This window comes from Streptomyces poriferorum, assembly GCF_019399235.1.
In the GTDB taxonomy this organism is placed as follows: domain Bacteria; phylum Actinomycetota; class Actinomycetes; order Streptomycetales; family Streptomycetaceae; genus Streptomyces; species Streptomyces poriferorum.
The window spans coordinates 1-14,289 of record NZ_JAELVH010000255.1 but is presented as its reverse complement, the minus strand read 5'-3'; the positions used below and the strand labels follow the sequence as shown (position 1 = coordinate 14,289).

Annotated in this window: 15 protein-coding genes; 4 read left to right on the top strand and 11 right to left on the bottom strand. The window is 71.6% G+C overall.

What is annotated here, in order from left to right; translation table 11 throughout:
- Positions 1-611, bottom strand: a 611-nt coding sequence (locus JGS39_RS31450) for an ABATE domain-containing protein (protein ID WP_219573144.1), incomplete at its 3' end; no start/stop codon positions are given.
- 86 nt (positions 612-697) lie between these two features.
- On the opposite strand from JGS39_RS31450, the gene JGS39_RS31445 reads away from it, so the two are divergent.
- Positions 698-1,615, top strand: a complete 918-nt coding sequence (locus JGS39_RS31445) for an alpha/beta fold hydrolase (RefSeq protein WP_219573143.1) — start codon at positions 698-700, stop codon at positions 1,613-1,615.
- A gap of 236 nt (positions 1,616-1,851) precedes the next feature.
- Positions 1,852-2,436, top strand: coding sequence for a TMEM165/GDT1 family protein (locus JGS39_RS31440; RefSeq protein ID WP_219573142.1), 585 nt, complete (start codon positions 1,852-1,854; stop codon positions 2,434-2,436).
- 93 nt (positions 2,437-2,529) lie between these two features.
- Here the strand turns inward: JGS39_RS31440 and JGS39_RS31435 are convergent, their stop codons facing one another.
- From JGS39_RS31435 to kilB, 3 genes are all read right to left on the bottom strand, one after another.
- Positions 2,530-3,015, bottom strand: coding sequence for a methylated-DNA--[protein]-cysteine S-methyltransferase (locus tag JGS39_RS31435; protein ID WP_219573147.1), 486 nt, complete (start codon positions 3,013-3,015; stop codon positions 2,530-2,532).
- 44 nt (positions 3,016-3,059) lie between these two features.
- Positions 3,060-4,547 carry an AlkA N-terminal domain-containing protein gene (locus JGS39_RS31430; RefSeq protein ID WP_219573141.1) on the bottom strand — a complete coding sequence of 496 codons (1,488 nt, stop codon included), beginning with the start codon at positions 4,545-4,547 and terminating at the stop codon, positions 3,060-3,062.
- Positions 4,548-4,703: 156 nt separating this feature from the next.
- Positions 4,704-5,174, bottom strand: a complete 471-nt coding sequence (gene kilB / locus JGS39_RS31425) for a plasmid transfer protein KilB (protein WP_219573140.1) — start codon at positions 5,172-5,174, stop codon at positions 4,704-4,706.
- A 440-nt stretch (positions 5,175-5,614) separates the two neighbouring features.
- On the opposite strand from kilB, the gene JGS39_RS31420 reads away from it, so the two are divergent.
- Complete coding sequence (locus JGS39_RS31420) at positions 5,615-5,923, top strand: UBP-type zinc finger domain-containing protein (protein WP_219573139.1); 309 nt, start codon at positions 5,615-5,617, stop codon at positions 5,921-5,923.
- Positions 5,924-5,980: 57 nt separating this feature from the next.
- Here the strand turns inward: JGS39_RS31420 and JGS39_RS31415 are convergent, their stop codons facing one another.
- The 6 genes from JGS39_RS31415 to JGS39_RS31390 form a co-directional block, all read right to left on the bottom strand.
- The gene (locus JGS39_RS31415; RefSeq protein ID WP_236063805.1) at positions 5,981-6,838 is read right to left on the bottom strand and encodes an ATP-binding cassette domain-containing protein; all 858 of its coding nucleotides are present in this window, start codon (positions 6,836-6,838) and stop codon (positions 5,981-5,983) included.
- The gene (locus JGS39_RS31410) at positions 6,835-7,836 is read right to left on the bottom strand and encodes an ABC transporter ATP-binding protein (RefSeq protein ID WP_219573138.1); all 1,002 of its coding nucleotides are present in this window, start codon (positions 7,834-7,836) and stop codon (positions 6,835-6,837) included. The genes JGS39_RS31415 and JGS39_RS31410 overlap by 4 nt, the downstream gene beginning before the upstream one ends.
- On the bottom strand, positions 7,836-8,699 hold the full coding sequence (locus JGS39_RS31405) for an ABC transporter permease (RefSeq protein ID WP_219573137.1): 864 nt from the start codon (positions 8,697-8,699) through the stop codon (positions 7,836-7,838). Before JGS39_RS31405 ends, JGS39_RS31410 begins: the two co-directional genes overlap by 1 nt.
- Positions 8,696-9,664: an ABC transporter permease gene (locus tag JGS39_RS31400; RefSeq protein WP_306105966.1), complete on the bottom strand. Its 969-nt coding sequence runs from the start codon at positions 9,662-9,664 to the stop codon at positions 8,696-8,698. Before JGS39_RS31400 ends, JGS39_RS31405 begins: the two co-directional genes overlap by 4 nt.
- Positions 9,661-11,301 carry an ABC transporter substrate-binding protein gene (locus JGS39_RS31395; protein ID WP_219573136.1) on the bottom strand — a complete coding sequence of 547 codons (1,641 nt, stop codon included), beginning with the start codon at positions 11,299-11,301 and terminating at the stop codon, positions 9,661-9,663. The genes JGS39_RS31400 and JGS39_RS31395 overlap by 4 nt, the downstream gene beginning before the upstream one ends.
- An 88-nt stretch (positions 11,302-11,389) precedes the next feature.
- Entirely contained in the window at positions 11,390-13,087 is a 1,698-nt protein-coding gene (locus JGS39_RS31390) for an amidohydrolase (protein ID WP_219573135.1), read from the bottom strand.
- Between the two features lie 128 nt (positions 13,088-13,215).
- Here JGS39_RS31390 and JGS39_RS31385 point away from each other — a divergent pair, with 128 nt between their 5' ends.
- Positions 13,216-13,911, top strand: coding sequence for a TetR/AcrR family transcriptional regulator (locus JGS39_RS31385; protein ID WP_219573134.1), 696 nt, complete (start codon positions 13,216-13,218; stop codon positions 13,909-13,911).
- A gap of 223 nt (positions 13,912-14,134) precedes the next feature.
- Here the strand turns inward: JGS39_RS31385 and JGS39_RS31380 are convergent, their stop codons facing one another.
- A complete protein-coding gene (locus JGS39_RS31380; RefSeq protein WP_236065851.1) occupies positions 14,135-14,278 on the bottom strand; it encodes a PaaX family transcriptional regulator C-terminal domain-containing protein in 144 nt (47 codons plus the stop codon).
- Positions 14,279-14,289: the final 11 nt, after the last annotated feature.

The window sequence follows — 14,289 nt, the reverse complement described above, 5'->3', positions numbered from 1 at the left end:
GCCGAGGACTGCACGATGCTGTTCGTGCCCGCCCCCTCCTCCCCCTTGTGGCGCCGGTAGTAGCGGGCCACTCGCGCACGGTTGCCGCAGCGCGCGGCCGAACACCAGCGGCGGCGGGGGTGGGCGGGCACGAACAGCATCGTGCAGTCCTCGGCCTCGCACTCCCGGATGCTCGCGAGCGCCGGATCCGCCAGCAGCTCGGCCACCTCCTCGGCCAGGGCCGCGGCCACCCTCACCCCGGGCGGGCCGGAGCGGCGGGCCGGCGCCACGACCCCCTCGCCGTCCCACTGCGCGTACCGGACGGCGGGGGCGGCGAGCTGGGCCTCGTTGAGTGCGCGCAGGGACGGTTCCGGCGGGCGCTCACCGCGCCGGGCCGCCGCGACGGCCTCGGACGCGGCCGCCCGGACCGCGCGCACCGCCGCCAGATCGTCCGGGGTCACCTCCCGCACCCCGGCGGCCCCGGGCAGCCGCTCGCCCTCCAGCGTCAGCCAGGCCAGCAGACCGGCCGTGTCGGCCAGGTGATCGGCCGGGGGGCCCTGGGCCGTGTACGGCAGCGTGTTGAGCAGGTCCAGGGCGAGCAGCTCGCCGGTCAGAGGCTCATCACCGTTCATGCCACTAACGCTAACTCATTCACTTGACGCATTAGAACTCTTCGGCGTAGAACTAATGCATCGGGCCAACCAGGAGGCATGTGAACATGGCGATTCAAGCTGTTCCGCACATCCGTCACCGGCACATCGAGGTCGACGGCGTCCGTGTCTTCTACCGCGAGTCGCTCCCCGTCGGCGCGGCGGACGACGCCCCGGTGATGCTGCTGCTCCACGGCTTCCCGTCGGCCTCGCACCAGTTCCGCCGGCTGATGGACGCGCTGGGCGCCCACTACCGGCTCATCGCCCCGGACTACCCGGGCTTCGGCCACAGCGACGCCCCGGCGTCCTCGACCACCGGCGGCCCGTTCACGTACACCTTCGACCGGCTCGCCGACATCACCGAAGGCTTCGTGCGGCAGCTCGGGCTGTCCCGCTTCGTGATGTACGTGTTCGACTTCGGCGCCCCCGTCGGCTTCCGGCTCGCCGCCCGCCACCCGGAGTGGATCGCCGGTCTGGTGGTGCAGAACGGCAACGCGTACGAGGAGGGGCTGTCGCAGCAGGCCCGCGACTTCATCGCCCTGCGCCCGGAGGTCCCCGGCGCCGCCGACACCGTGCGGTCACTGCTGACCCTGCCCGCGACCCGTGGCCAGTACGAGGGCGGCACGGCCGATCCCGAACGGGTGGCGCCGGACGGCTGGACGCTGGACCAGCACTTCCTGGATCTTCCGGGCCGCACCCGGCCGCAGCTGGACCTGGCCTTCGACTACCACTCCAATGTCGCGCTCTACCCGCAGTGGCAGGACTGGCTGCGCAAGCACACCCCGCCGGCACTGGTCGTCTGGGGCACGGGCGACATGTTCTTCACCGAGCCCGGCGCCCGCGCCTATCTGCGCGATCTCCCCGGCGCCGAACTGCACCTCTTCGAGACCGGGCACTTCGCCCTGGAGGACCACCTCCCGCAGATCGCACCGCTGATCGCGGACTTCCTGGACCGCACGTGGGCGGCCGGAGGCGGTGTGCGGTAACGTTGACGGCTGCGAAGGGGAGTAGCCCTGCAAACCGGTCGTCGACACACTGGAACCTCCGGGTTCCCGGTGGCCGGGCTCGTGGATCATTGCGGGCGGGCGAGACCTTCGGTCAGGTATGACACGCCCACGCCCCGTGGGCGGTGCCGTCATGCCGGGCCGAGTGGTCCTCCGAAAAGCCCGAGCGGCACTTCGCGGAAGATCCGGGGCCCGGCTCCAACAGAAAGCCACCCGGAATGCATCTCGACCCCCTGGCGATCCTCACCGCTTTCGGGCTGATCTTCCTCGCGGAACTCCCCGACAAGACGATGTTCGCGTCGCTGGCCATGGGCACGCGCATGCGCCCGCTCTACGTCTGGTTCGGCACCTCGTCCGCGTTCATCGTCCACGTCGCCATCGCGGTCGGGGCGGGCGGCCTGCTCGGCCTGCTGCCCGACTGGATCGTCAAGCTCGTCTCCGCCTCCCTCTTCGCCTTCGGCGCGTTCATGCTGCTCCGGGCCGACGCGGGCGACGACGACGAGGACGGCGGGCCCAAGACGGTCACCGGCTTCTGGCCGGTGTACTCCACCGCTTTCATGGCGGTGTTCATCAGTGAGTGGGGCGATCTCACCCAGATCACGACCGCCAACCTGGCCGCGAGCAACGGCGCCTGGTCCACCGCGATCGGATCCGCCGCCGCGCTGATGTCCGTATCGGCCCTGGCTCTGCTCGCGGGACGCTTCATCGCCAAGCGTGTACCGCTCAAGACCGTCCAGCGCATCGGCGGGGTGTGCATGCTGGGGCTGGCGATCTGGACGGTCGTCGAGATCTTCACCGGCTGACCGGTCCCGAGGAACGAACGAAGGGCTCCGCGCGTCGTCCGCGCGGAGCCCTTCGCCGTACGGTTCCGCCACACGGTTTCGCCGGCACGGTTCCTAGAAGAGCGCCGGAGAGCTGTCCTCCGTACCGTTCTCGAAGGCCAGCAGCCGCTGCTTGCGGTCCAGCCCGCCGCCGTATCCGGTGAGGCTCCCCGAGGCCCCGATCACCCGGTGGCACGGCACGATGATGCCGACCGGGTTCTTGCCGTTGGCCAGCCCCACCGCGCGCGAGGCGCCGGGCTTGCCGAGGTTCTCGGCCAGTTCGCCGTACGTACGGGTCTCGCCGTACGGAATCCGCTGGAGCTCGGCCCAGACGGAACGCTGGAACGGGGTGCCTGCGAGGTCCAGCGGGAGATCGAACTCCCGCAGCTCTCCGGCGAAGTAGGCGTCCAGCTGCTCGACGGCCTCGTCGAAGGGGCCCGCGTCGGGCTCGCCGAAGGTCTCCTCGGGCGGTCGGTGGCGCTGATCGGTCATGTACAGGCCGGCGAGGACCCGGTCGGTGGCGACGAGGGTCAGCGGGCCGTAAGGACTGTCGATCACCATGTGCTGCCGGGCCGGCCGGGGCGCAGTGGTGGTGCGGGGCGTGGTCACGAGGAACTTCCTTGTGCGGGAAGGTGGTTGATGGGGTGGTCGTCGACGGTCCACAGGTACTGGACGGCATAGGCCCGCCACGGCCGCCAGCCCGCCGCGCGTGCGGTGAGCGCGGCCGGTGTCGACGGCAGACCGAGCTGTTCTGCGGCCCGCCGGATGCCGAGATCCGTCGGCAGGAAGGCGTCCGGGTCGCCGAGCGCCCGCATGGCGATGACCTCGACGGTCCAGGGGCCGAATCCGGGCAGCGCGGTCAGTTCCGCCCGCGCCTTCTCCCAGTCGGTGTCGGTGCCCAGCCGCAGCGAGCCGTCCGCCAGGGCGCCGACGAGCGTGGTGAGGGTACGGCGGCGGCTGCGGGGCAGCGCGAGCTGATCGGGGTCGAGCTCTGCCAGCGCCCCGGGAGTCGGGAAGAGGTGGGTGAGGCCGCCCTCCGGGTCGTCGACGGGGGCGCCGTGGGCCGTGACCAGCCGGGCCGCGTGGGTACGGGCGGCGGCGGTGGACACCTGCTGGCCGAGCACGGCCCGGACGGCGAACTCCGCACCGTCGACGGTCCTCGGCACCCGGCGGCCCGGTGCCTTGTCGACCAGCGGGGCCAGCAGGGGATCGGCGCGCAGCTGCTCGTCGACGGCCACCGGGTCGGCGTCCAGGTCCAGCAGCCAGCGGCACCGGCTGATGGCCAGGGTGAGATCGCGCGGGTCGGTGAGCGCGAGCCGGCAGGCGATGTGGTCGGGGTGCGGGGTGAGCGCCACGAGGCCGTGCCCGTGCGGCAGGTCGAGTGTGCGGCGGTAGGCCCCGTCGCGCCACTCCTCGACCCCGGGGACGGCCGTCGCGGCGAGGTGCCCGAAGAGGTTGCTGGGGTTGAGCGGGGCGCGGTACGGAAGCCGCAGCGCTATCACCCCGGGCGTGGCCGGCGGCCGCACCGGCCGGGAGGCGCGGCTGCGCAGCTCCCCGGGGGCGAGGGCGAAGACCTCGCGGACGGTGTCGTTGAAGGTGCGGATCGAGGCGAACCCGGCCGCGAAGGCGACCTCGGCCATGGGCAGCCCGGTCGTCTCGATGAGCACCCGAGCGGTCTGTGCCCGCTGCGCCCGGGCCAGCGCGAGGGGGCCGGCGCCCAGCTCGGCGAGCAGTTGCCGTTCGATCTGCCGGGCCGAGTAACCGAGCCGGGTGGCCAGGCCGGGGACGCCTTCCCGGTCGACGACCCCGTCCCGGATCAGGCGCATCGCGCGGGCCACGGAGTCGGCACGGGCGTTCCACTCGGGCGATCCGGGGCTCGTGTCGGGCCGGCACCGCTTGCAGGCCCGGAACCCGGCCTGCTGGCAGGCGGCGGCGCTCGGGTAGAAGCTCATGTTCTCGACCTTGGGCGGCACGACGGGGCAGCTCGGGCGGCAGTAGATCCGGGTGGTCAGGACCGCGGTGAAGAACCAGCCGTCGAACCGGGAGTCCTTGGACTGAACAGCCCGCACGCAGCGCTCGGTGTCGGTGTGCATGGTTCAAGCATGGGGCACGGCCCGGGCGTGCGGCTGGCGGAAATCCGACATCAGCGTCGGGCTGCCAGGGCTTCCTCACCTCCCCGCGGGGGATGGACGGCACCGGCCGGCCCTCCGCATCCGGCGCACCCGGCCCGCGTCCGGTTGGGTCCCGGCTCAGGTGTTGGCCCTGAAGTAGGCGGCGGCGGCGTCGATGAAGCGGTCGTGCGCGGCCCGTGCGGCCTCTCGCGCCGCGGTCAGCTCCTCCGTGCTCGTGGCGGCGTCGGCCATGTCGTAGGTGGCGACGACCATGGCCTGTGCGGTGGCGTGGACGGCCGGGTCGGGCACGAGGAGCCGCAGGGCGACCAGGGGGCGGGTGATGGCGGAGCGGGTTTCGTGAGACCTGGCTCGCAGTTCCTCCCGCTCGGTGTCGCCGGCGCCACGCAGCCGGGCCTCACCCCGCATCCACAGGGCGCGACGGTGGTCGGAGCCGGCGGAGGCGAGTGTCGTCACCGCGTCGAGCCGGTCGCGGCGCAGCTGCGCCGTAGCGGCTGCCCGCTCGGCGCGGCCGGCTGCCAGGTGCTGGAACGTGCCGGTGACGATCGCCCCGAGGAGGGTCGCGACGACGGCGAGGACAGTGGCGATCATGATCTGCTCTCTTGGCCGGGCGCATGGCCCCGGACCGGTACGGAGGCGGGCGCGGCCGCCTCCGTCATCGAGAGCTGCGCCAACTGGCAAGGAAACGGCGTCCGTAGACCGGCCACAGCATAGATCCCGCCCGGTTACGGGAGGCGTTCGAGGTGGCCAGGAGTCCGCTCACGACCGGGAACTCCCGCGGCGCCGTCCTTCTCGCCCGTGAGCGCGGGCGCGGACACGCGGAGGAATCGAGGGTCGCGCGTCCCCCGGCGTGGGGCCTGCGGCCCGATCCCGCTGCCGACGGTCGCACCCGTCGGTCACGAGTTGACAGGCGACCTCGCGGTGAGAGGCTTGAGGAAGCTCCGAAGTGCCCGCGGTTGAGCCCGGTCCCCGTCGGCCCGCCGGACTCGGGGCGTGTCCCGCCGGTACGGAACCGCAAGGGAGAGCCCGTCATGACGGACGTGTCGTCCGCGCCGATCTGCTCGCATCTGGACCAGGTCCGACGTGTCACCCCGGACAGTCCGGACTCCTGCCCGCAGTGCGTCGCACAGGGCGACGACTGGGTGCATCTGCGCGAGTGCCAGAGCTGCGGGCAGATCGGCTGCTGCGACTCCTCCCGCAACAAACACGCCACCGCGCATCGTGAGGCCACGGGGCACCCCCTCATCCGCTCCTACGAGCCGGGCGAGACCTGGTGGTGGTGCTACGAGGACCAGGTGACGTTCGACGTCGACGGCGTCGGGCCCGCCAGGGCGGTCTGAGCGCGGGCCGCCGGGCCGATGCCGGACGTGCCCGGTGGCCGGGGCACACCAGGACCGTCAGGCGCCACCTCCCGCTGCCGCAGGACCGAGCTCCCGGCGCCGCCGGCTGATGGAGTCGGGGTCCCAGTCCGGCCGGGGAACGGACGCCAGCAGCAACTGCGTGTACGGGTGTCCGGGGTCGGAGAGCAGCTCCGCGACAGGGCGGTGCTCCATGGTGCGGCCCCGGTACAGGACGAGCGCCTCGTCGCACACGTACCGCACGACGGCCAGGTCGTGGCTGACGAAGACCAGGCCGATGCCGGTGTCGCGGCGGATGTCCGACAGGAGGTTGAGCACCTGGGCCTGGACGGAGACGTCGAGCGCGGACACCGCCTCGTCCAGGACGAGCACGGCGGGTTCGACCGCCAGCGCACGTGCGATGGCGGCGCGTTGGCGCTGGCCGCCGGAGAGTTTGCGCGGCAGGGCCGCCGCCTCCCGTTCCCCGAGCCCCACCTGGGCGAGGAGTTCCCTCGTCCTGGCGGTCCGGGCGGCGGGATCGGCGAGGCCGTGCAGGCGCAGCGCTCCGTCGATGGTGGCGCCGACGGTGATCCGGCCGTCCAGCGAGAGGTACGGATCCTGGAAGACGATCTGCACCGCCTTGGCACGGGCGAGGCGGGCCGCTCTGCCGCGTACCGTCGGGGCCAGTGGTTCGCCCTGGACGAGTATCTGTCCGGCGTCGGGGCGTTCGAGGCCGATCAGCATCCTGGCCGTGGTCGTCTTGCCGGAGCCCGACTCCCCCACGATGCCGAGTGCGCCGCCGGCCCGTAGTGAGAACGACAGGTCATCGACGGCGACGACCTCCGTCTTTCCCGTCCGGTAGGCCTTGCGCAGGCCGCAGACCTGAAGCAGCGTGCGGGCATGGTCGTCGACGGTCAAGTGCCCTCCCCTGTAGCTGTGTTGTCGGTTGCGGTGAGTGACTCCGCGAGATGGCAGGCGACCAGCGCCGTGCCGTGCCCCTCCAGCGGCGGCGGTGTCCGGTCACAGACACCGGGCCGGGCCGAGCGGCAGCGCGCCGCGAAGGAGCAGCCGGGCGCCGAGTCGAGCAGCCCCATGGGGGAACCCGGGATCGGCGTGAGCCGGGCGGGCGGTCCGGCCGGAGCCCGGAGGGGCGGCGAGGAGCCGAGCAGGCCCGCGGTGTAGGGGTGGCGGGGCGCCCCGAAGAGCTGTGCGGTGGGAGCCGTCTCGACGATCCGGCCCGCGTACATCACGTAGATGCGGTCGCAGACCGCGGCGGCGAGCTCGATGTCGTGCGTGATCAGGAGCATGCCCAGGTCACGCTCGCGCTGCAGCCGCCCGAGGATGGCCATGATCTCGGCCTGGGTGGAGACGTCGAGCGCGGTGGTGGGTTCGTCGCAGAGCAGCAGCCTGGGACCGGCGGTGAGCGCCGCGGCGATCATGACGCGTTGCAGCATGCCGCCGGAGAGCTCGTACGGGTACTGGCGCAGGTGCCGTTCGGGGTCCGGGAGTCCGACCGCGCCGAGCAGTTCGACGGCGCGGTCGTCGGCGCGGCCCTTGCTCCAGCCGTTGCTGACGCGCAGTGCCTCGGTGAGGAAGTCGCCGATGCGGCGGACCGGGTTGATGCCCGCCCGGGGGTCCTGGAAGATCATCGAAGCCGTGCCGGTACGGATCGCCCGCAGGGCCGCCGGGCCGGCGCCCACCACCTCCGTACCGTCGACGCGCACGTGTCCGTCGACGTGGGCCCCGGTGGGGAACAGCCCGAGGGCCGACCGTGCGGTGACCGACTTCCCGGAACCGGATTCGCCGACCAGCGCGACGACTTCACCTGCCGAGACGGTCAGGTCGATGCCGTCGAGGACCGGCCGGGCCGTGCCGGGCAGGGCGATGCTCAGGTTCTCGTACTCCAGCAGCGCCATCAGGTCTTCCTCCCTGCGAGCCGGTCGCCGACGTTCTCCCCGACGATGTTGAAGGCGACGACGACCACCACGACGGCGACGGCGGGCACGACCGCGGACAGCGGCTGGCCGCGCAGTACGGCCGCCTGGGACTGGTTGATCATGGCGCCCCAGTCGGGCGTCGGTGCCTGCACGCCCAGGCCGAGGAACGACAGGGCCGCGAGGTCGAGCAGGGCGTAGCCGAAGTTGACGGAGGACTGGGCGAGCACGGTCGGGCCGATGTTCGGGAGCAGCCGGCGGACCGCGACGTACAGCGCGGAGTGCCCCTGCACCCGGTAGGCCGCGATGTACGGCCTGGCCTGTTCCTGCATCGCGAGGCCGCGCACCAGGCGTGCGGTGTACGGCATGTAGGCCACGGACATGGCGATCACCGGCGCCGTCATCCCCTTGCCGAAGACGGCCACCGCGAGAATCGCGACGAGCAGCGCCGGGAAGGCGAAGACCACATCGAGCAGCCGCCCGAGAACGGTGTCCACCCAGCCGCCCCGCCATGCCGCGAACAGGCCGATGGCGATGCCGGCCACGGTCGAGACCAGGACCACCAGAAGCGGTCCGGCCAGACTCGTGCGGCTTCCCTCGATCAGGGCCGAGAAGGTGTCGTGCCCGCCCTGGTCGGTGCCCAGCCAGTGGTCGGCGCCCGGGCCGACAAGCCCGGTGCCCAGCTCGCCGTACGTCGGGTCCTGCGGTGACAGCCACGGTGCGAACAGCGCGACCAGCACGAAGAGGACGAGAAGGCCCAGGCAGACCTTCTCCAGCCAACCGCCCCCCATGGAACGCAGCTTGGCGATCGGCTTGCGGGTCACTCCCGCCATCTGGGCGCTCATCGCGCACTCCCCGCTGCCGCCACCCGCGGATCGATCAGCGGATGCACCAGGTCCACCAGGAAGTTGACCACGACGAACGCGGCCACCACGAGCAGCACGATCGCCTGCACCACCTGGAAGTCCATCTGGTTGACCGAGGTCACCAGCAGGGATCCCACGCCCGACATGCCGAACGCCGTCTCCACGATCGAGGTGCTCACCAGCATTCCGGAGATGAGGAGCGCGGAGACGGTGACGATCGGGCCGAGGGCGTTGCGCAGTACGTGCCGCCGGATCACGGTCCACCGGGGGGTGCCGCGGCTCACCGCGACCTCGACGTGCTCACGGCCCAGTTCCTCCAGCATCGACGAGCGGGTCACCCGCGTGACCATCGCCATGAATGTGACGGACAGCGCGATCGCCGGCAGTACGACGTGGTGCAGCCGGTCGAGAACGCCCGTGCCGTTGCCGATGGTCGGGAACCAGCCCAGCTTCACGCCGAACAGCGACCGCAGCAGCAGCGCGGCGACGAAGGCGGGGGCCGCGGCCCCCACCGTCACCAGCAGCATCAGCATCGAGTCGGTGCGGGTGCCGCGGCGCAGCGCGCCGACGATGCCCGCCGCGACCCCGACCACCGCGATCAGCAGGGCGGAGGCGGCGATCAGCAGCAGGGTGGCCGGCAGCCGCGACCAGATGACCGAGCTGACGTCCTGGTGGAAGACGTAGGAGCGGCCGAAGTCGCCGTGCAGTACGCCGCCCAGCCAGTCCCAGTACCGGACGAGGAACGGCTCGTCGAAGCCGTACCTGTGGCGGATCCGGGCGAGTTCCTCGGGGCCGGCGCTGCGCCCGCGCACCAGGAAGCTCGCCGGGTCGCCGGGTGCCAGGTACAGCGAGGAGAACACCAGGAAGGAGGTGACCAGCAAGGTCGCCGCCATCCCGGCCAGGCGGCTCACGACCCCGATCGCCCGGGTGGCCGTGCGGCTCACTTCTTGGCCCCGATCTCGGCGGCCCACGGGTAGTAGAGGTAGGCGACCGACGGCTGGACGCCGGTGATCCGGTTCCCGAGGAAGACGCTCGTGGGCTGCGTGTACAGGGGCAGCCAGGGCAGTTCCCGCAGGGCGATCTTCTGCGCCTCGGCGCTCGCCGCGGACCGCGCGGCCGGGTCATAGGTGCCGGCGGCGTCCTCGACCGCCCGGTCGAACTCCTTGTCCGACCAGCCGCCGTAGTTGGTGAACATGCCGGTCTCCAGGGAGCCGTACACATCCAGCGGGTCGGTGATCGAGGTGTACCAGAAGGTCAGGAAGAGGTCGACTCCCTTACGGGCGGCGGCGTCGGTGAAGAGCGTCGAGTACTTCTCCGGCGACAGCGTCTCGATCCTGGGGTCGAGGCCGATGGCCTTGGCGGCCTGCTCGACGGCCTGCGCGACGATCGTGGTCTGCGAGTCGAGCGGGCTGGTCGCGATGACGATCCGCTCCCCCTTCACCCCGGCCTTCTCCGCGATCTCCTTGGCCTTCGCCGGGTCGTACGGATACTTCGGCACGTCCTTGATGATGTCCTTGCGGCTCGCCGCAGGCGCCTGGTCCCACATGTTGTCGGTGACGAGGGAGTCGGCGACCTCGCCGACCCCGCCGGCTCCGGCCTTGACGATGCCCTTGCGGTCGATGGCCATGAGCAGGGCCTTGCGCACCTCGGCGTCGCCGAGCGGGCCCTTGAGGTTGCTGACGATCTCCTCGGCGACGGTGCTGTTGACGCCGTAGTAGAGCTTGCCGGCGGAGGACGTGCCGAGCTGGTCGTAGGCGTCGGCCGGGACCATCCAGCCACCGTCCACCTCACCGCTCTGGAATGCGTTGACGCGGGTCGTCGCGTCACTCAGGAACACGAACTTGACCTGGCCCGCCTTGGGCTTCAGATCCTTGTTCCAGTAACCGTCGTACTTCTTCAGGGTGAGTGACTGACCCGATGCCCAGGACCCGAAGGAGAACGGGCCCGTGCAGTTGACCCCTCCCTTGGGGCTGCCGTAGTCCTTGCCCGCCCTGGCGAGGGTCGCGGCCGACTCGATGGTCCCCGAGCTGGTGGCCATCTCCTGGTTGAAGACCGCGTCCGGCTTCGTCAGTTTGACGGTGACTTCCAGCGGTGCGGTCATGTCGATCGACTTCACGTTGCGGAAGGTGTTCTCCCACGCGCTGCCCACAGCGGGGTCCATGTGACGGCGCAGCGAGGCGACGACGTCCTTCGCGGTGAGGACCGTGCCGTCGTGGAAGCGCACGCCCGGACGGATCTTGTAGACCCAGGTGGTGGGCGTCGGATTGGTGAACGAGGACGCCAGGTTCGGCGACGTCGACAGGTCCGGGTTCCAGCGCAGCAGGCTCTCGCAGACGTTGGCGAGGATCTGGTTCGGCGGGTAGTCGTACGCGTAGACGTAGTCCAGCGAGGAGGGCTCGGCATAGATCGACCAGGTGAAGGAGTCGATGTCGCCCGCGGCGGCGGGCGTCTGCTTGGTCAGCTTGTACGACGTGCCGGCGTCGGCGTCCTTGCCCTTGTCCGCCGTGCCGCTGCACGCACTCGTGATGAGCACGGCGCTCGCCGCGAGGAGGGCCCCCGCTGCGCGGCGCACCGTCCGCATCCGCGTCGGCCGTCTGGATCCTGCACTCTTCGATGGCACTGTCTGTCTCCGTCCGGGGTGGGCTCGATGAAGTGCGTGGGGGGCTGTGTCAGTCGGTCGACGCAGTGGGCGCGGTCGTGTTCGCGTCGAACACGAGGCGGCCTTCGACGTACGTCCGGCGGACCCGGACGTCGCCTATCTCGTCGGCGGGGCGCGTGAACGGGTCACGGTCGAGAACGACGAGGTCCGCGTACTTGCCCACCTCGACCGTGCCGGTCACGTCGTCGAGGTGGTTCACCCAGGCGGTGCCCGCGGTGTATGCGGTGAGCGCCTCGGCCAGGGTCAGTGCCTGCTCGGGGTAGAACGGTGGGTACGTCGCGCCCTCGGGGAGCTCTCCCGCCGGGGCGGCACGGTTGACCGCGACGTGGATGCCCCACAGCGGGTTGGGACTGCTCACCGACCAGTCGCTGCCGGCGGCGAGGTGGGCACCGGCCGTGCGCAGATCGCCGAACGGGTACTGCTGGGCGGCGCGTTCGGCCCCGAGGAACGGGATGGTCAGCTCGTCCATCTGGGGTTCGTGGGCGGCCCACAGCGGCTGGATGTTCGCGGCGACGCCGAGTTCCGCGAAACGCGCGATGTCATCGGGGTGGACGACCTGGAGGTGGGCCAGGTGGTGCCGGTGGTCGTTCGCGCCGTTGGCGGCACGGGCCGCGGCGAGGGCGTCGAGCGCCTCGCGCACGGCCCGGTCGCCGAGGGCGTGGAAGTGGACCTGGAAGCCGGACCGGTCGAGTGCGCAGACCGCTTCCTTCAGGAGCCCGGGCTCGACGAAGCTCAGGCCCGAGTTTCCGGTCGCGCAGCCGCAGCCGTCCAGATAGGGCTCCAGCATCCCGGCGGTGAAGTTCTCCGCCACGCCGTCCTGCATGATCTTGATGCTGGTGGCGTCGAAGCGGCCCTCCCGGCCGATGCGGCGACGCTCCTCCAGTTCCGGAAGCTGCTCCATACCGCGGTTGCGGTCCCACCACAGGGCACCGACGACCCGGGCGAGCAGCGAGCCCTCGCGGGCCGCACGCAGGTAGACGGGCAGGTTGTCCGGGTAGCCGTGGAAGGAGCCGATCATGGCGTCCTGCCACCCGGTGACCCCGAGTGAGAACAGGTACTCCTGAGCGGCGAGCAGTCCGGCGTATGTCTCGTCCTCGGTCGCGACGGGAACGTGCCGGGCCACCAGTTCGACGGCACCCTCGTGCAGGGTGCCGGCCGGGGTGCCGTCCGCCTCCCGCTCGATGCGGCCGTCGGCCGGGTCTGCGGTGTGCCGGTCGACACCGGCGATCTCCAGCGCGCGGGTGTTGACCCACGCACCGTGGCCGTCGCAGTTCACGAGCAGCACGGGCCGGTCGGGCACCACCGCGTCGAGCATGGAACGCGTCGGCGTGCCGCCCGGGAAGCAGTCCATCGACCAGCCGCCGCCACGGATCCAGGCCGTGTCCGGGTGGTCCTTGGCGTACTGGGCCACCACGTCGAGGCAGCCATCGGCGGTGGTCTGCTCGCTCTGGTCGCAGCCGAGCATCTGGGTGCCACCCATCACGGGGTGGATGTGCGCGTCCTGGAATCCGGGGACGAGCAGGCCGCCCTCCAGATCGACGACCTCCGTACCGGCGCCGGTCAGCGTGCGCACCGTACCCACGTCGGCGACGGCGATGATCCGGCCGCCCGCGACGGCGACGGCGGCGTCCACCGGGACGGGGCCCGCGCCGGTGAAGACCCGGCCTCCGACGAAGACGGTGTCGGCCCGTTCGCTGCTGTGCGCCATCAATTCAACCTCCATCAGGGCGGAATGACCCGCCCGACGTGTTCGTTGAGGAGGAGTGAACGACAGCGCAACAGCGCTGTCAACAGTGTTGCGCTCACTGGATCCCGAACCGATACACTGGCCGCACCATGCCGAAGTCACCCGCCACCAAGGCCCGGAGCAAGCGCGCCGGCAGTCAGCTCACGCCCGCCGCGATCATCGAAGCGAGCCTGCGCATCGCCGCCCGGGGAAGCGAGGACGCCTTCACCGTCCGGCGCCTGGGCGAGGAGCTCGGGGCGGATCCGACCGCGATCTACCGGCACTTCCGCGACAAGGACGAGCTGCTGCTGTCGGTCGCCGACCACATGCTCGGCGAGGCCCTCGACGCCATCCCCGACGGCCTCGACTGGCAGGGCCGCATCCGGGCACTCGCCGACGCCTCCCTCGCGGTCGCCCTCAAGTACCCGGTGGTGGGCTCCGCCATGGCGAGCCGGACCACACGCCGCTCCAACGAGTTCCGGGTCGTCGAACTCATCCTCGGCGCCGTCCGGGAGGCGGGCCTGGAAGGGGCGGAGGCCGCCGTCCACTACCGCATGATCGGGGACACCCTCCTCGCGTACGTGGGGCAGCAGGCCGCGTTCCTGCTGTTCGACGCGGACGCCCGCGCGGCCGACGACTCCGCGTGGAACCGCGAGTACCGGCTGGTCGACCCGCAGCGCTTCCCCCACATCACCGGCCTCAGTGGCGAACTGGCCGCGGTGACGGACGAGCAGATCTTCGGCGCCACGGTCGAGGCGCTGATCTCGGCCGTCGAAGGGAGCGCCGAGAGCCTGCGGGGCGCCTGACCGAGGTCGGTCCTTCGCCGGGTTGTCCGGCTCGGTCGCCCGGGACACAAGGACCTGCTCGACCCGGCGCTGAAACACCTGCCCGCGTACGTCCTGGCGTCCCGCACAGGGCTGGGGGAAGCGAGCCATTTCAGCAGGGTGTTCCGGGCCGAGTTCGGCCTGTCGCCGCGCGCGGTGAGGGAACAGGCACGCGGCGGGGCCTGAGGGCGCCGGCGCGGGCCGGTCAGACCGTCGGCGCGTCCTCCCAGCGGTCCAGGATGTCCGCGGCGATCCGCTCGGCCTCCGGCTCGAAGCGGGCCGCGAGTTCACGGAACAGCGCTTCGGCGTCGGCTGCCGGCCATTGCGGGGGGAGGTGTTCGGCCGGCAGCCGACGCCGAA